Here is a 15,500-nt window from a genome sequence, read left to right as displayed (position 1 = left end):
GAGCGCCCTGCCGGCACGCCGTTTGACGTCTAAACCCCTCACCCTCCCAAGCTACGCTTGGGCCCCTCCCTCTCCCTCTGGGAGAGGGGTTCTTCTACGGAAACAGCCGCTTGGTCGCCCAACCCTCGCCGACCCGCTCATAGACCAGGCGTTCGTGCAGGCGGAACGGGCGGTCGCGCCAGAATTCGATGACCTGGGGCACGACGCGGTAGCCCGACCAGTGCGGCGGGCGCGGCACCTTGCCCAGGCCGAACTTCAGCGCCATCTCGGCCACCCGCCGCTCCAGGGCCAGGCGGTCGGGCAGCGGCCGCGACTGGTCCGAAGCCCAGGCGCCCAGCTGGCTGTGGCGGGCGCGGCTGGCGAAATAGGCGTCGGCTTCCTGCGGCGTCACCGGCTCGACCACGCCGCGCACCCGCACCTGGCGGCGCAGCGACTTCCAGTGGAACAGCAGGGCGGCCTTGGGATGCCCGCCGAGTTCAACGCCCTTGGCGCTTTCGGTGTTGGTGTAGAAGACGAAGCCGCGCGCATCGACGCTCTTGAGCAGCACCATGCGCGAGTCCGGCAGGCCGTCGTCGTCGACCGTCGACAGCGCCATGGCGTTGGGATCGTGCGGCTCGCCCTTGCCGGCCTCGGCCAGCCAGTCCTCGAACAGCCGGATCGGATCGCCCTCCGGCAGCAGCGGCGGCGGCGTGGCCTGCGTCACCTGGCGGACATAGTCATCCTCGGACGGCGAGGCGGGGATCAGGGGCGCGTCGGTCATGTCCACCGATATAGGGCGCCCGTCGGCGTGGGGCCACGCTTGACGCGCCAAGCTTGACGCGCGCATCTGCCGCCCACGCGCGCGGACGGTTCCGCGCCCCAGGATTTGAACTCCCATGAAACTCGGCACGCGGGCGCGGTTGGCCTGGATTCCCCTGGCGCTGTGGTGCGCGGCCGGGCTCGGCGTCGGCTGGATCGAGGCCGTCCGGTGGAAGGGCGACGACGTCCAGGACTGGATCATCCTGGCGATCGGCGGGGTCTTCCTGTTCGCGGCCGGGGCCTGGAACCTGCTGAAGCTGCGCAACCGCGCCGCCGAGCAGGCGCGGCTCGAGGGCCCCGACGTCGACGTCCCGGTGACCTGGTATCGCAAGAGCGGCTCATGGGCGGTGATCGTCTTCGCGGCCGGGGTGTGCGGCGTCTTCGGCCTGGTGTGGCTGATGAGCGGCCACATCCGGTAGGGTCTTGTCCTGGCGCGCTTTACTTCACGCGAACCGGTCTCCACTTGGCTCGAAGACGCTCGAAAGTCTTAACTTAACGCCCCGTTGACCAAGTCGCGGCAGGGTCGGCGGCATGACCGCCCGCGCTCCCTCCGTTCTCAGCCTCCAGGCCGCGCGCGCCATCCTCGGCGTCGCCCCGGGCGCCGACGAGCGCGAGTTGCGGGCCGCCTATCGCGAAGCCGCCAAGCGCGCCCACCCCGACCGCCCCGGCGGCGACGCGGCCCTGTTCCGCGACGTGCTGACCGCCTATCGCCTGCTGCAGGACAATCCGACCCCACAGATCCACTTCCCGCCCGCCGTCGCCGAGCCGGCCCGCGTCGAGCAGGCCACCCTGACGATCGACACCGCCATGGCCTTCGCCGGCGGAACCCTGGAAATGATGGTCGACGCCCGCAAGCTGCGCCTGACCCTGCCCGCCGGCCTGCGCGAGGACGACAAGGTGCGGGTCGAGGACGTGGTGTTCCGCGTCGCCGTCAAGACCGATCCGCAAGCCCTGGTGCGCGGCGACGACCTGTGGCTGACCGCTCGCCTGGACTCCCGCGTCCTCGCCGAGGGCGGGCGCATCGAGGTGGCCACGGCCATCGGCCCGCGCCTGGTGTGGATCTCGACCAAGGCCGCCGCCCGCGGCCTGGTGCGCCTGCCCGGCCAGGGCCTGCCGGCCCGCGGCGCCCATCGGCAGGGCGACCTGTTCCTGCGCCTGGAGGCCGTCGACGGCGGGGCCGAGAGCGCCGCCCGCTCGCTGTTGAAGCGCTTCGCGGCGGCTTGGGCGGCGTAAACAGCACTTCCAAACATTCGTTTTGATGGTTCTATGCTTCCCGACGCCGCCGAAGAGCGGACGGGAGGAAAGACCGATGACCCAGGACCAGCTGCGCGCCCGGCGCGAGACGATCGTGCGCGAGCACATGGCCGACGAGATCGACCACGCCTGGGACAAGGTGCTGGCGACCTTCCCCCACCCCCACTACGAGATCATCGCCACCGGCGCCGTCCATGACGGCCGCCCCGACGTCGAGCGCTATTACGCCACCTCGCGCCAGACCTTCCCTGACCAGCGCAACACCCTGCTGTCGCTGCGCCATATCGACGACGGGATCGTGGTCGAGTTCATCCTCGAGGGCACGCAGAAGGGCCCGCTGGGCCCCCTACCCGCCACCGGCCGGCCGTTCGCCTGCCAGATGACCGCCTTCTTCCTGTTCGACGGCGAGACTCTGGTCTGCGAGCGGATCTATTCCGACACCCTGACCATCGTGCGCCAACTGCTGGGCGACCTGACGCCGATGGAGGCCTTGAGCGCGCTGGTCGAGGCGGCGAAGGCCAAGGCCTAGCGGCGACGGACGCCCCAAAAGATCGCGCACGATAAAAATCATCACCCAGCTCTTGATATATAATCGCGCACGATTAAATCGTCATCACTACACCATCACAGGAGCCTCTCATGTCCACCCTCTATCAAACCCGCGCCACGGCCACCGGCGGCCGCGAAGGTAACGTCCGCACCGACGACGGCCTGCTGGACGTCACCCTGGCCATGCCCAAGGCCCTGGGCGGCAAGGGTAACGGCACCAATCCCGAGCAGCTGTTCGCGGCCGGCTACGCCGCCTGCTTCCAGAGCGCCATGGCCTTCGTCGCCCGCCAGCAGAAGATCGGCCTGACCGGCTCGACCGTCACCGGCGTGGTCGGCCTGGCCCCGCTCGAAGTCGGCTTCAAGCTGGAAGTGGCGCTGGAAGTCGAAACCCAGGGCCTGACCCAGGAAGAAGCCGAAGCCCTGGTTGCGACGGCGCACAAGGTCTGCCCCTATTCCAACGCCACGCGCGGCAATGTCGATGTCGCCATCACCACAAAGGCCGCATGAGCCAGAACACCGACAGCACCAGGCACGACACGGTCGAGGCCCTGCGCCTCGACCGCCAGCTGTGCTTCGCCCTCTACGGCGCCGCCAACCGCGTGACGCGGCTGTACCGGCCGCTGCTCGACGCCCTGGGCCTGACCTATCCGCAGTACCTAGCCATGCTGGTGCTGTGGGAGGCCAGCCCCCGGACGGTGGGCGCCCTGGGCGAGGCGCTGGACCTGGAGTCCAGCACCCTGACGCCCCTGCTCAAGCGGCTGGAGGCCCAGGGCCTGATCGCCCGGGCGCGCGACCCCGAGGACGAGCGCCGGGTGGTCGTCACCCTGACCCCGGCCGGCGCGGCCCTGCGCGACCGGGCCAAGGCCGTGCCCGAGCAACTTCTCTGCCTGCTGGACCTGCCGCTGAGCGAACTGGGCGACCTGCGCGAACGGCTCAAGACCCTGGCGGTCTAGGGCTCGATCACCAGTTCGAACGGCGTCGCCGGCAGGCCGGTCTCGCCATAGAGATTGATGATCGGGCTGTCGGCCCAGGCGAAGCGGACCTTGACCGGCGGGGCGTTCGACGGGTTCGACAAGACGACCTGGTCGCCGCGCTGGCCCGCGTTCGCGAACTGGCAGACGCCGTCGGCGTCGCACAGCTCGAAACCCGTCGGCCGAGGACCGGCCTGCACCACCATCGGCTGGTCGAAGCGCACGTACACCAAGGTTCCGTCGCGCGTCGCCGAGACCGGCGCCGGTCCGGCGGCGATCAGCGTGCTCTCGCCATAGGCCAGCTTGCGGGCCTGCAGCGCCAGGCGCAGCCCGACCTGCAGCTTGTTGGCCGGATGGATGTCGTAGATGTCGCCGATGTCGACCGCCGAGGCGAGGCCGACCTTGGGGTCGGCGGCGGCGACGCGGCGCTCGGCGTCGCGCACGCCGGCCCAGCCGGACTCGACCGGCTTGGTCTGGCGCGGCCCGAAGTCGGCCAGTTGCACCACCAGGAACGGCAGGTCCGCCCCTTCGAACGACCTGCGCCAGTCGGCGACCAGCGCCTTGAGCAGCCGTTCGTAGGTCTGCGGCTCGGCGACATTGGCCTCGCCCTGGTACCAGGCGAAACCCTTCAACCCGTAGGGGATCAGCGGCGCGATCATGCCGTTGCGCAGGGTCGACAGGCCGCTGGTCCCCACCCACGGCGCGGTCGGCGGCAGGCCGCTCTGGGCGATGGTGGCCGAGACCTTGTAGCGCCAAGTCCCGCCCAGCGGCGCGAACGAGCCGTCGTCCAGCTTCAGCCCCTTCTCGGCCGCCGGCCCCCAGGCCCCGCCGCCGCCGCTGGTGTCGATGGCTCGCACGGCGATCACGTTCGGGCCCGCCTTCAGCACGCCCGGGGCGATCCTGTACGCGCGCGGCTTGTCCCAACCCTGCGATGAGCCGACCTCGTGGCCGTTGACGAAGGTGGTGTCCAGGTCGTCGATCGGGCCCAGCGCCAGGGTCGCGCCCTGCCTGGCCTGCTTGGCTGTCAGGACGATCGTGGCCCGCAGCCAGATCGTGCCGTCGAAGGTCTCCAGTCCGGGATTGGTCTCCCAGAACCGTTCGGCCGGCATGGTCTTCCAGTCGCGGTCGTCGAAGTCCGGGCGGCTCCAGGCCACGGCCTGCGGCTCGGCCTTGGCGGCCCAGCGGCCGAGTTGGGCGGTCCAGTGGGCCATGCCGGTTTCCGGCGACTTGGCGTAGTCGGCCAGGATGGCCAGGCCCTCGTCGTAATTGCCCAGGGCGTGCAGCCCCTCGCGGCTGATCCAGTCCTGGATCACCGAACCGCCCCAGGTGGCGTCGATCAGGCCGATCGGCGCGCCGGTGGTCTTCTTGATCTCGCGGCCCATGAAGAAGCAGGCGGCGCTGAAGTTGTTGGCGGACTCGGGGCTGGCCACCCGCCACACCGCCTCCTTGGGCAGGGCGCCGGTCGGGGCCGGCAGGCTGGTGCGGCCGGTCTGCAGCAGGCGGATATTGGGGTCGGCGGACCTGGCCGCCTCGACCTCGCCGCCCAGGGCGCGGCGCAGCGGATATTCCATGTTCGACTGGCCCGAACACAGCCATACGTCGCCGACCAGCAGGTCCGAGATCGTCTGGCGCTCGTCGCCCGCCCTGGCCGTGAGGGTCAAGGCCGCGCCCGGCTCCCGGGCCGGGAAGGTGGCCAACCAGCGGCCCTCGGCGTCGGCCGTCGCGGTGGCCTCGGCGTCGCCCAGCGTCAGGGTCACGGCCTCGCCCGGCCTAGCCGCGCCCCAGACCCGGATCGGTTGGCCGCGCTGCAACACGGCGTGGTCAGTGAAGACCGGGGCCAGCAAGGGCGCGGCCTGGGCCGCGCCAGCCAGGCTGGCCAGGGCGGTGGCGGCCAGCAGGCCGAGGATCTTCGAACGCATGGGCACTGCCTTTTCTTCCGCTCCGCTCATCCCGGCTTTCGCCGGGATGAGCGGATATTGGGACTTATTGAGCCTTGCCCGGGCACACCGCGCCAGCCGGATCCGTCGTCAGCTTCACGCCCTGCACCGACACCACCAGCTTGCCGGCGGTCGACAGCTCGAACGGCGCCGTGACCTTGGTCACGTCGGTTCCAGCCGCCTGGAAGCACTTGAGCGACACCTTCAGGCTCTTCCATTCGCCCACCGGCGAGGCGGCCAGCACCGGCGTCACGTCCAGCCTGCCCACCCCGATCGACAGGGCGACCGGCGCGGTCGGCTTGGCGTCGACGCGATAGTCGATCAGCAGGTCGATGTCGGCATTGGTCTGGAACGACAGGTCGAAGGCCTTGTCGGCCGTGATCGCCGCCTTGGCTTCGATGTCGCCCGAGAAGGCCAGCTGGCGGCCAGCTTCCTGCACGTTGCCGGCGTCCACCGGGCGGATCTGCGCGGCCGTGGTCGGGGTCAGCCTGAACTCGAACGGCGCCGGCGTCTTGCCGCCGACGAAGTAGTTGCTGACGTTGTCGGTGGCGATCGTGAAGCCCGGCTTTTCCGACAGCGTCCCGAGGCGGACCTTGTCCTTGTAGGTCAGGCCGTAGCCGTAGGCGAACTGCGGATTGTAGCCCTTGTCGCCGCGGTTCAGCGTGAACTGGCCGGCGGTGCGCGGCCAGCTGAACGACAGTTTGCCGCGGAAGTCGGCGCGCGGTTTGCCCGCCGCGTCGCCGACCAGCACGTCAGCGACCCCGCCGCCTTCGCTGCCCGGAAGCCAGGCCGCCACGAAGGCGTCCGAGGCGTTGATCTCGGGGTTCACCCACAGAGGCCGGCCACTGAGGAACACCGCCACCACCGGCACGCCGGCGGCCTTCAGCTTCTTCAGCAGCGCCAGGTCGGTCTTGGCGCCGGGCTGGAATTCCAGGGTCTTGATGTCGCCGACGCCCTCGGCGTAGGGCGTCTCGCCGAACACCACGATGGCGACGTCGGGCTTCTTGTCGAAGCCGCCGTCGATGCTGAGCGTCGCCTTGCCGCCGGACGCCTCGACCGTTTCCTTCAGGCCCGCATAGATCGACTGGGCGTTGGGGAAGTCGGCCTTGGTGTTGCCGGTGCCCTGCCACGACAGGGTCCAGCCGCCGGCCTGCTGGCCGATGTCGTCGGCCCCCGAACCGGCCACCAGCACGTTCGCCGAAGCCTTGATCGGCAGCACGCCGTTGTTCTTCAGCAGCACCAGCGACTCGCGCACCGCCTGGCGGGCGATGGCGCGGTGCTCGGCCGAGGCCATCACCGTCGCGTCGCCTTCCAGCGGCCGCGCCTGCTGGAACAGGCCCATCTTGGCCTTGACCCGCAGAATGCGGCGCACGGCGTCGTCGATGCGGGCCATCGGGATCTCGCCCGACTTCGCCTGGGCGACCGTGTTGGCGTAGAGTTCCTTCCAGCTGTCGGGCGCCATGTACATGTCCAGGCCCGCATTGGCGGCCTGCGGACAGTTCTTGGGCGTGCAGCCGAACACCTGGCCGTGGCCGTTCCAGTCGCCGACCACGAAGCCGTCGAAGCCCATCCGCCCCTTCAGCACGTCGGTCAGCAGGCTCTTGTTGCCGTGCATCTTCTCGCCGTTCCAGCTGTTGAACGACGCCATGATCGTCAGGGTCCCGGCGTTGATGGCCGGCACATAGCCCTGGGCGTGCAGGCGGATCAGCTCGGCTTCCGAGACCTGGGTGTCGCCCTGGTCGTGGCCCTCGTGGGTGCCGCCATCGCCGAGGAAGTGCTTGGCGCTGGCCGCCACGTGGCCGTGCTGGATAACGCTGCCCTGGCTGACCGCGCCCTGCAGGCCCAGGATCATCTGGCCGGCATAGTCGCGGACGATCTGCGGATCTTCCGAATAGCCCTCATAGGCCCGGCCCCAGCGGTCGTCGCGCGGCACGGTCAGGGTGGGGCCGAACGCCCAGTCGAAGCCAGCGGCGGCCGTTTCCTGGGCGGTGGCCGCACCGATCCTGCGGACCAACTCGGGGTCACGCGCCGCGCCCAGGCCGATATTGTGCGGGAAGAGCGTCGCGCCCACCGCGTTGCCGTTGCCGTGCACCGAGTCGATGCCGAACATCAGCGGGACGTGCGCGCCGCCCGGGCGCTGGGCGGCGGCGTCGCGGAAGGCCTCGACCGACTTGACCCACGGGCCGATCGGCGAGCGGTCCGGCGCGCCCAGCGGCGGCGAGCTGCCGCCGGCCAGGATCGAGCCCAGCGGATAGGTCTTCAGGTCTTCCGGCGTGATCGAGGCAAAGTCGGCCTGGATCATCTGGCCGACCTTCTCCTCGAGGGTCAGCCTGGCCAGCAGCGAGTCGACGAAGGCCTCGGTCTGGGGATCGACCACGCCCTGGCTCTTGGCGACGGGCCAGAGGGCGGGATGGGCGGTGCTCTTGGAGTCCGCCGCGAACGACGCGCTGGTCAGAAGGGTGGTCGCCAGCAGCGCCACGCAGAAGGCCTTGGTGTTCATCCCCAAACTTTCTCATTCTTGCCGCCGACAACGCTGTCAGCCGACCGACAGCGCGGCCTTAGCATTCTGGTAGCGGTAACTAAAAGCTCGACGGTGATGCATATACGATCTAATTTATGTGACAAATAGAAACGTCGGGGAGCGCGAAAATGTGGGGAAATCGAGCCGCCATGCCGGCGGGCGCGGCCAGGGTCGCGGTCGGCCTGACCCCCGCCGGCTAGACGGAAACCCCGGTGCCCTCGTTCAAAACCACCCTCGCCCTGCTGGCGACCGCCGGCGTGCTGGTCTCGTTCAGCCCCGCCCTCGCCGCGCCGCCGGCCGTGCAGCCCTACGCCTGGCGCGGCGCCGAGGTGCTGGGCGGCGGCTTCGTCAGCGGCGTCGTCTATCATCCGACCGAGAAGGGCCTGGTCTATGCCCGCACCGACATCGGCGGGGCCTATCGTCTGGACCGCCAGGCCGGCGCCTGGGTGGCGCTCAACGACGGCCTGACGCGGGCCGACAACCAGCTGTCCGGCGCGCTCAGCCTGGCCGTCGATCCCCAGGACTCCAACCGCCTCTACATGGCGGCCGGCGAATATACCGGCCCCAACGCGCGCGGCGGCGCGCTGCTGCGCTCCACCGACCGGGGCGCGACCTGGGCCAAGGCCGAACTGCCGGTGAAGATCGGCGGCAACGAGGATGGCCGCAACACCGGCGAGCGGCTGATGGTCGATCCCCACCAGGGCGCGGTGCTGCTGCTGGGCGCCAAGGACGGCCTCTATCGCAGCGCCGACCACGGCGCGACCTGGTCCAGGGTCGAGAGCTTCCCCAGGCTGCACGTCACCGTGCTGGCCTTCGATCCCGTCGAAACGGTCAAGACCGGCGAGACGGCGATCGTCTATGCGGGCGTCGCCGGAGCCAAGGGCGGCGGCCTGCTGGTCAGCACCGACGCCGGCGCGACCTGGGGCGCGATCGGCGACCAACCCAAGGGCCTGATCCCCCATCACCTGGCGCTCGACGCCAAGGGCGGGGTCTATGTCACCTACGGCAACGGCCTGGGCCCCAACGGCGTCACCGACGGCGCGGTCTGGCGCCTGGACCCCAACTCCGGCGCCTGGACCGACATCACCCCGGTCAAGCCGTCCGGGACCGACGTGTTCGGCTACGGCGGCCTCAGCCTGGACCCCAGCCGTCCGGGCGTGGTCATGGTCTCGACCCTCGACCGCTGGGTGGTCGGCGACGAGGTGTTCCGCAGCACCGACGGCGGCAAGAGCTGGAAGCCCCTGCGCGACAAGGCCCATCACGACGTCGGCCGCGCTGCCTGGGTCAGACGCCTGGAGGGCAAGGCCGGTCGCGAGATGGGCCACTGGATCGGCGACTTCGACATCGACCCGACCAATCCGGACGAGGCGATCTATGTCACCGGCTACGGCCTGTGGCGGACCAGGAACCTGACCGAGGCCGACCGCTCGGGCCGCACCGACTGGCGGTTCGACGACGAGGGTATCGAGGAGACCGTGCCGCTGGAGCTGGTCAGCCCGCCCGATAGCGCCTCGGGGCACGCGCCCCTGATCAGCACGATCGGCGACATCGGCGGCTTCCGCCACGACGACCTGACCACCGTCGCCAACAGCCGCTATTTCGACCCGCACGGCGGCACCAATCGCGGCCTGGACTTCGCCGAACTGGCCCCCGAGGTCATGGTCCGCACCAGCGACCCGACCCCGACCGGCGGCTTCCGCTCGACCGACGGCGGCAAGACCTGGACGGCCTTCGCCAGCTCGCCGCCGCGCGAGGCCAGCAAGGAGACCGGCCGCATCGCCCTGTCGGCCGACGGCCGGCGGATGGTCTGGGCGATGCGCAAGGCCGCGCCCTATGTCTCCAGCGACCAGGGCCAGACCTGGCGCCCGGTCCAGGGCGTCACGGCCGGCGACCAGCCCAATTTCATCCCGGCCTCGGACCGGGTGAACCCGTCGCGGTTCTACCTGTATGACGCCGCCCAGGGCGCGGTCCTGGCCAGCACCGACGGCGGCGAGACCTTCAGGACCGTCGCCCGCGACCTGCCGGGCGCCGGGCCGCTGAAGGCCGTCCCCGGTGTCGAGGCCGAGGTCTGGCTGCCCACCCGCCAGGGCCTGATGCGCTCGACCCACGGCGGGGCCGCCTTCAAGCGGATCGCCGGAGTCGACGACGCCGGCCTGGTCGGCTTCGGCAAGGCCGCGCCCGGCCAGACCCATCCGGCGGTGTTCATCTGGGGCAAGGTCGAGGGCGTCGAGGGCGTGTTCCGCTCCGACGATGTCGGCAAGACCTGGCTCAAGCTCAACGACGACCGCTGGGGCTTCGCCGAACTGCGCGCCCTGACCGGCGACCCGGCCCGGTTCGGCCGGGTCTATCTGGGCGTCCATGGCCGGGGGATCGTCTATGGCGACCCCGCTCCGGCGAAAGAGTAGAAGTGTCCGAAGGAAAACCCATGGCCCTCAACCGCCGCGACATCCTGAACCTCGGCGCCGGCCTGGCCGCCGCCTCGGCCACGCCGGCCCTCGCCGCGACTAAAGGTGGCTTCCAGCCCAGCTGGGACTCGCTGGCCGCCGGCTACCGGACGCCCGACTGGTTCCGCGACGCCAAGCTCGGCATCTGGTCGCACTGGGGGCCGCAATGCGTGCCCGAGTACGGCGACTGGTACGGCCGCCAGATGTATATGCAGGGCAACGGGGTCTACGAGCACCACGTCAAGACCTACGGCCACCCGACCCAGTTCGGCTTCATGGAGTTCATCCCCCGCTGGAAGGCGCAGAACTGGGATCCGGAAGGCCTGATGAAGAAGTACCAGGCCGCCGGGGCCAGGTACTTCATGTCGATGGCCAACCACCACGACAACCTCGACATGTTCGCCAGCCGCCACCACGCCTGGAACACGCTGCGCGTCGGTCCGGGGCGGGATATCGTCGGGACCTGGGAGAAGGTGGCCCGCGCCCACGGCATGCGGTTCGGGGTCTCCAACCATGCGGCCCACGCCTGGCACTGGTGGCAGACGGCCTATGGCTACGACGCCGAGGGTCCGCTGAAGGGCCAGCGCTACGACGCCTTCCGGCTGACCAAGGTCGACGGCCAGGGCAAATGGTGGCAGGGGCTGGACCCGCAGGAGCTCTATACCGGCCGCAACATGCTGATCCCGGACGGAATGGAGAGCATCAAGGCCGCCAACGCCTGGCATGACGCCCACGACGGCGAGTGGATCGAAACCCCGCCGCCGAACAATCCGGGCTTCGTCCGCAGTTGGCTGGCGCGCCAGAACGACCTGGTCGACCGCTATCGACCCGACATGGTCTATTTCGACAACTATACCCTGCCGCTGGGCCGCGCGGGGCTGGAGGCCACCGCCCACTACTACAACCAGGTCCGCGCCTGGCGCGGCGCGACCGACGTGGTGGTCACCGGCAAGAAGCTCAGCCCCCTGCAGCGCCGGGGCATCGTCGAGGATGTCGAGCGCGGCTTCTCCGACCGCCTGCGGCCCGAGCCGTGGCAGACCGACACCTGCATCGGCAACTGGCACTACGACCGCGGGCTCTACGACCGCGACGGCTACAAGAGCGCCCGGGACGTGATCCAGCGGCTGATCGACGTGGTCAGCAAGAACGGCTGCCTGCTGGTCTCGATCCCCCAGCGCGGCGACGGCACGATCGACGACAAGGAGGAGAAGGTGCTGGAGGGCATGGCCGGCTGGATCGCCGTCAACGGCCCGGCCATCTACGCCTCGCGGCCCTGGCGGATCTATGGCGAGGGCCCGACGCGCTTCGTCGAGGGCATGCAGAACGAGGGCGACGCCAAGCCGTTCCAGGCGACCGACATCCGCTTCGTGACCAAGGCCGGCGACCTCTACGCCCTGCCGATGGCCTGGCCGGTGGGCGAACTGGTGATCGAGAGCCTGGCGACGAGCGGCCCGACCAGCGCCGGCGAGGTGCGGCGGGTGGAACTGCTGGGCGGCGGCGAGCCGCTGAGCTTTGTCCGCGACGGCAAGGGGCTGCGGGTGACATTGCCCGAGGCGCGGCCGGCGTTCACGCCGGTGTTGAAGATCTCGGGGCCGGGGTTGACCTAGTCCCTCTCCCGGAGGGGAGAGGGAGGGGCCCGCGCTCGAAGAGCGTGGGAGGGTGAGGGGTGACGCCGTGTCAATCTTGACCCGGTGCGAGCATCTCGAACATCTAAACCCCTCACCCTCCCATGCTGCGCATGGGCCCCTCCCTCTCCCTCTGGGAGAGGGTTTCGAGAGGCCTTCCCCCATGACAAACCTCACCGGCCGCACCCTCCTCGTCACCGGCGCCTCTTCCGGCATCGGCGCCAACCTGGCCCGCGCCGCCGCCCGCGCCGGCGCCAAGGTCGCGGCCGCCGCCCGCCGGGCCGACAAGCTGGACGCCCTGGTCGCCGAGATCACCGCGGCCGGCGGCGTCGCCCAGGCTTTCACGATGGACGTCGAGGACGAGGCCTCGGTGATCGCCGGCTACGACGCCGTCGAGGCCGCGTTCGGCCCGCCCGACTCGGTGATCGCCAACGCCGGGATCAGCGTCCAGGGCTCGGCGCTCGACATCAGCATCGACGACTTCGACAAGGTGCTGGCGGTCAATACGCGCGGCGTGTTCCTGACCGCCCGCGAAGGCGCCCGGCGGATGATCCAGGCCGACAGCCCGGCCAGCGAGCGCGGCCGCATCCTGCTGGTCGCCTCGATCGGGGCCCACAAGGTGCTGCCCGGCCTGACCGCCTACGTCACCTCCAAGGCCGCCACCGCCCACATGGGCAAGAGCCTGGCCCGCGAATGGGCGCGCAAGGGGATCAACGTCAACGTCCTGTGCCCCGGCTACATCAAGACCGAGCTCAACGACGAATGGTTCGACAGCGAAGGCGGTACGAGGCTCGTGGCGACCTTCCCGCGCAAGCGGCTGATGGAGACCGGCAACCTGGAGGCCATGGCGCTGTACCTGACCTCGGACGCCGCCAGGGCGGTGACGGGGTCGGTGTTCACGGTGGACGACGGGCAGTCGCTGTAAGGGTCTCTATCCGTCAACGCCCCCAGCCTGTAGACCAGCGCCTCATCCAAGGAGCCTTCCATGACCGACACCATCAGGCGCGGCGTCACCGTCGACCAGAAGCTCAAGGCCCATCGCTACCTTGCGACCCTGACCCCCACGCGCGCCGCCGAGGTGGCCAAGGCCGCCAAGACGCGCCTGGCCAAGCACCCGACCGGTCGCGACGAAGCCATCGACGCCGCCCACGCCGACCTGACCGCCAAGTCCAGGTAACCCCTACCCCCGGGCGGGGCCGAACCGCGCCACCAGGTCGTAGGCCTCGCCGGGAAACAGCTGCCGCACCCAGGTCACCGGCTCGCCGGCCCGCCAGGTGCGGCGCTCGACCGCCAGCAGGGCTGTCCCGACATCCAGCGCCAGCAGCTCGGCCGCCCCGGCGTCGGCGCCCACCGCGCTGATGCGGTTCTCGGCCTCGGTCCACGGCACGTGGTGCAGCAGCCAGGCGCCGGGCGGTTCGGCGGCGAAGTCGGTGGACGCCGCCTCGGGCACGGCCGCCAGGCTGATCAGCCGGTCCTCCAGGGCGAACGGCCGGCCGGCCGCCACGTGCAGGCCGCGCAACGCCAGCAGCTCGCCGCCCGCCGCCAGCCCGACCTCCTCGGCGTCGCCGGCCTTGGGCTTGCGATGGCGCTGGTCGAGCAGGTCGAAGGCGTAGGTCTCGCCGCGCGCCAGGATCTGGGCCTGGATGTCGGGGATGTCGAGCACGGTGGAATGCACCCGCGGCCGGGCCACGAACGAGCCGGCGCGGCGACGGCGGACGATCAGGCCCGCCTCGGCCAGCACCGACATCGCCTTGTTGACCGTCATCCGCGAACAGCCGAACCGGGTCATCAGCTCGGCTTCGGACGGAACCTTGCGGCCCGGCGCCCAGGCGCCCGAGCGGATCAGGTCCTCGATCTCGCCCCGGATGCGCTGGTGCAGGGTGGCCGATGCGTCGTTCAACCCAGCACGCTCCTCAAGGCGGTCCCGTAGCGGGCGACGATCGCCTCGCGCCCGTGGTGGCGCCCGCCGCTGACCACCTGGCGGCCGTGACGCCAGACGCCGTCCACGCCTCCGTGTCGCCCGGCGAACACCCAGCTGTCCAGCAGGGCGTCGCCGTCGCGGGCCATCAGGGCCGGGTGCGCCCGGTCCAGGGTCACGAAGTCGGCCGGCCTGCCCCGTTTCAGCCCGCCGGAGGGCGCGCCCAGCGCCTGGGTCCCGCCGGCCAGGGCCGCGCGATAGAGGTCGCCGCCGGTCGAGCGCTCCGCCCCGCCCGCCAGCACGTTGCGGGCCCGCCGCGTCAGGCGCTGGGCGTATTCCAGGGTCCGCAGCTCCTCGGCCGCGTCGATCAGCACGTTGGAGTCCGAGCCGATGCCGAACGCCCCGCCGGCCGCCAGGAAGTCGGCGGCGGGAAACACCCCATCGCCCAGATTGGCCTCGGTGATGGGCGCCAGGCCGGCGACCGCGCCGCTCCTGGCCAGGCGCTCGGTCTCCATGGCGTTGATGTGGGTGGCGTGGACCAGGCACCAGCGCTTGTCGACCTCGGCGTGGTTCATCAGCCAGCGCACCGGACGCTGGCCGGTGGCGGCCAGGCAGTCGTCGACCTCCTTGGTCTGCTCGGCGATGTGGATGTGGATCGGGCCGCCCTGGGCCAGGGGGATGATCGCCGTCAGTTCCTCGCCCGTCACCGCTCGCAGACTGTGCGGGGCGATCCCGACCACCGCGCTCGGCAGGCCGGCCACCGCGCGCCGGCTGGCCTCGATCAGCCGGCCATAGCCGTCGACGTCGTGGATGAACCGCCTCTGGCCCGCGCCCGGCGCCGCGCCGCCGAAGCCGGCATGGGCGTAGAACACCGGCAGCAGGGTCAGGCCGATGCCGGTCTCGTCGGCCGCCGCCGCGATCCGCGCCGCCATCTCGGCGGGGTCGGCGAAAGCGCCGCCGTCCTTGTCGTGGTGCAGGTAGTGGAACTCGCCGACCCGGGTGAAGCCGGTCTCCAGCATCTCGACATAGGCCAGGGCGGCGATGGCCTGGAGCGCCTCGGGGTCGAGGCGATCGACGAAGCGGTACATCACCTCGCGCCAGGTCCAGAAGCTGTCGACGCCCCCACTGCTATTGGACGGACCCCGCACCTCGGCCAGGCCGGCCATGCCGCGCTGGAAGGCGTGGCTGTGCAGGTTGGGCAGGCCGGGCACGACCGGGCCGTGGGCCGGCTCGTCCGGCTGGCGGGCCACGCCGGTGTCGATCCGGCCGATCATCCCGTCGCTCAGGGTCAGCCGCACGTCGCGCGCCCAGCCGTCGGCCAGCAGGGCTTGCTCGAACCACAGGCTCACGGGCGCCCCCGGGGGCTGGTAGGCGGCTGGCGAAATCTCGGCGTCGGTCACTGGACAATCCTCGTGGCGCGTGAATATGTCTATACATATTGAAGCCGACGGCAAGGGGCCGAACGGTGTCGGGAGGTCCAGGC

14 protein-coding genes are annotated in these 15,500 nt (G+C 70.7%); 9 read left to right on the top strand and 5 right to left on the bottom strand.

The annotated features are described in order from the left end of the window. Positions 1 to 94 precede the first annotated feature (94 nt). Positions 95 to 760, bottom strand: a complete 666-nt coding sequence (gene pdxH, locus PMI01_RS15390) for a pyridoxamine 5'-phosphate oxidase (protein WP_007670568.1) — start codon at positions 758 to 760, stop codon at positions 95 to 97. A gap of 115 nt (positions 761 to 875) precedes the next feature. On the opposite strand from pdxH, the gene PMI01_RS15385 reads away from it, so the two are divergent. From PMI01_RS15385 to PMI01_RS15365, 5 genes are all read left to right on the top strand, one after another. Then, complete coding sequence (locus PMI01_RS15385; protein ID WP_007670566.1) at positions 876 to 1,217, top strand: hypothetical protein; 342 nt, start codon at positions 876 to 878, stop codon at positions 1,215 to 1,217. A 112-nt stretch (positions 1,218 to 1,329) separates the two neighbouring features. Next, entirely contained in the window at positions 1,330 to 2,031 is a 702-nt protein-coding gene (locus PMI01_RS15380) for a DnaJ C-terminal domain-containing protein (protein ID WP_007670565.1), read from the top strand. A 76-nt stretch (positions 2,032 to 2,107) separates the two neighbouring features. Then, the gene (locus PMI01_RS15375) at positions 2,108 to 2,581 is read left to right on the top strand and encodes an ester cyclase (protein WP_007670564.1); all 474 of its coding nucleotides are present in this window, start codon (positions 2,108 to 2,110) and stop codon (positions 2,579 to 2,581) included. 110 nt (positions 2,582 to 2,691) lie between these two features. Further along, the gene (locus PMI01_RS15370) at positions 2,692 to 3,108 is read left to right on the top strand and encodes an organic hydroperoxide resistance protein (protein ID WP_007670563.1); all 417 of its coding nucleotides are present in this window, start codon (positions 2,692 to 2,694) and stop codon (positions 3,106 to 3,108) included. Next, positions 3,105 to 3,554, top strand: a complete 450-nt coding sequence (locus tag PMI01_RS15365; protein WP_007670562.1) for a MarR family winged helix-turn-helix transcriptional regulator — start codon at positions 3,105 to 3,107, stop codon at positions 3,552 to 3,554. The genes PMI01_RS15370 and PMI01_RS15365 overlap by 4 nt, the downstream gene beginning before the upstream one ends. Here the strand turns inward: PMI01_RS15365 and PMI01_RS15360 are convergent. Both PMI01_RS15360 and PMI01_RS15355 read right to left on the bottom strand, forming a co-directional pair. Next, complete coding sequence (locus tag PMI01_RS15360; protein WP_007670561.1) at positions 3,551 to 5,491, bottom strand: sialate O-acetylesterase; 1,941 nt, start codon at positions 5,489 to 5,491, stop codon at positions 3,551 to 3,553. The two genes, PMI01_RS15365 and PMI01_RS15360, sit on opposite strands and share 4 nt — an antisense overlap. 64 nt (positions 5,492 to 5,555) lie before the next feature. After that, the gene (locus tag PMI01_RS15355; protein ID WP_007670560.1) at positions 5,556 to 8,009 is read right to left on the bottom strand and encodes a glycoside hydrolase family 3 protein; all 2,454 of its coding nucleotides are present in this window, start codon (positions 8,007 to 8,009) and stop codon (positions 5,556 to 5,558) included. A 233-nt stretch (positions 8,010 to 8,242) separates the two neighbouring features. Here PMI01_RS15355 and PMI01_RS15350 point away from each other — a divergent pair, with 233 nt between their 5' ends. The 4 genes from PMI01_RS15350 (at position 8,243) to PMI01_RS15335 (ending at position 13,276) form a co-directional block, all read left to right on the top strand. After that, positions 8,243 to 10,435, top strand: coding sequence for a BNR/Asp-box repeat protein (locus PMI01_RS15350; protein ID WP_007670558.1), 2,193 nt, complete (start codon positions 8,243 to 8,245; stop codon positions 10,433 to 10,435). A gap of 20 nt (positions 10,436 to 10,455) precedes the next feature. Next, positions 10,456 to 12,081, top strand: a complete 1,626-nt coding sequence (locus PMI01_RS15345) for an alpha-L-fucosidase (protein WP_007670556.1) — start codon at positions 10,456 to 10,458, stop codon at positions 12,079 to 12,081. Positions 12,082 to 12,262: 181 nt separating this feature from the next. Beyond that, positions 12,263 to 13,024 carry an SDR family NAD(P)-dependent oxidoreductase gene (locus PMI01_RS15340; protein WP_007670553.1) on the top strand — a complete coding sequence of 254 codons (762 nt, stop codon included), beginning with the start codon at positions 12,263 to 12,265 and terminating at the stop codon, positions 13,022 to 13,024. Positions 13,025 to 13,084: 60 nt separating this feature from the next. Further along, positions 13,085 to 13,276 carry a hypothetical protein gene (locus tag PMI01_RS15335; protein WP_007670552.1) on the top strand — a complete coding sequence of 64 codons (192 nt, stop codon included), beginning with the start codon at positions 13,085 to 13,087 and terminating at the stop codon, positions 13,274 to 13,276. A gap of 3 nt (positions 13,277 to 13,279) precedes the next feature. On the opposite strand, the gene hutC is transcribed toward PMI01_RS15335, so the two are convergent. Continuing rightward, positions 13,280 to 13,999 (bottom strand): histidine utilization repressor, encoded by a 720-nt coding sequence (gene hutC, locus PMI01_RS15330; protein ID WP_007670551.1) that lies wholly within the window; start codon positions 13,997 to 13,999, stop codon positions 13,280 to 13,282. Beyond that, positions 13,996 to 15,417 carry a formimidoylglutamate deiminase gene (locus tag PMI01_RS15325; protein WP_007670550.1) on the bottom strand — a complete coding sequence of 474 codons (1,422 nt, stop codon included), beginning with the start codon at positions 15,415 to 15,417 and terminating at the stop codon, positions 13,996 to 13,998. The genes hutC and PMI01_RS15325 overlap by 4 nt, the downstream gene beginning before the upstream one ends. Positions 15,418 to 15,500 lie beyond the last annotated feature (83 nt).

Origin of the sequence: Caulobacter sp. AP07 (assembly GCF_000281955.1) — a bacterium.
Classification (GTDB): Bacteria; Pseudomonadota; Alphaproteobacteria; order Caulobacterales; family Caulobacteraceae; genus Caulobacter.
Note: the sequence above shows the minus strand (reverse complement) of the source record. Positions and strands in the feature narration are given on the sequence as shown.

What these genes read in the sequence shown, in the direction of transcription:
- pdxH (WP_007670568.1), bottom strand. Translation starts at nt 760, where the DNA reads ATGACCGACGCGCCCCTGATCCCCGCCTCGCCGTCCGAGGATGACTAT.
- PMI01_RS15385 (WP_007670566.1), top strand. Translation starts at nt 876, where the DNA reads ATGAAACTCGGCACGCGGGCGCGGTTGGCCTGGATTCCCCTGGCGCTG.
- PMI01_RS15380 (WP_007670565.1), top strand. Translation starts at nt 1,330, where the DNA reads ATGACCGCCCGCGCTCCCTCCGTTCTCAGCCTCCAGGCCGCGCGCGCC.
- PMI01_RS15375 (WP_007670564.1), top strand. Translation starts at nt 2,108, where the DNA reads ATGACCCAGGACCAGCTGCGCGCCCGGCGCGAGACGATCGTGCGCGAG.
- PMI01_RS15370 (WP_007670563.1), top strand. Translation starts at nt 2,692, where the DNA reads ATGTCCACCCTCTATCAAACCCGCGCCACGGCCACCGGCGGCCGCGAA.
- PMI01_RS15365 (WP_007670562.1), top strand. Translation starts at nt 3,105, where the DNA reads ATGAGCCAGAACACCGACAGCACCAGGCACGACACGGTCGAGGCCCTG.
- PMI01_RS15360 (WP_007670561.1), bottom strand. Translation starts at nt 5,491, where the DNA reads ATGCGTTCGAAGATCCTCGGCCTGCTGGCCGCCACCGCCCTGGCCAGC.
- PMI01_RS15355 (WP_007670560.1), bottom strand. Translation starts at nt 8,009, where the DNA reads ATGAACACCAAGGCCTTCTGCGTGGCGCTGCTGGCGACCACCCTTCTG.
- PMI01_RS15345 (WP_007670556.1), top strand. Translation starts at nt 10,456, where the DNA reads ATGGCCCTCAACCGCCGCGACATCCTGAACCTCGGCGCCGGCCTGGCC.
- PMI01_RS15340 (WP_007670553.1), top strand. Translation starts at nt 12,263, where the DNA reads ATGACAAACCTCACCGGCCGCACCCTCCTCGTCACCGGCGCCTCTTCC.
- PMI01_RS15335 (WP_007670552.1), top strand. Translation starts at nt 13,085, where the DNA reads ATGACCGACACCATCAGGCGCGGCGTCACCGTCGACCAGAAGCTCAAG.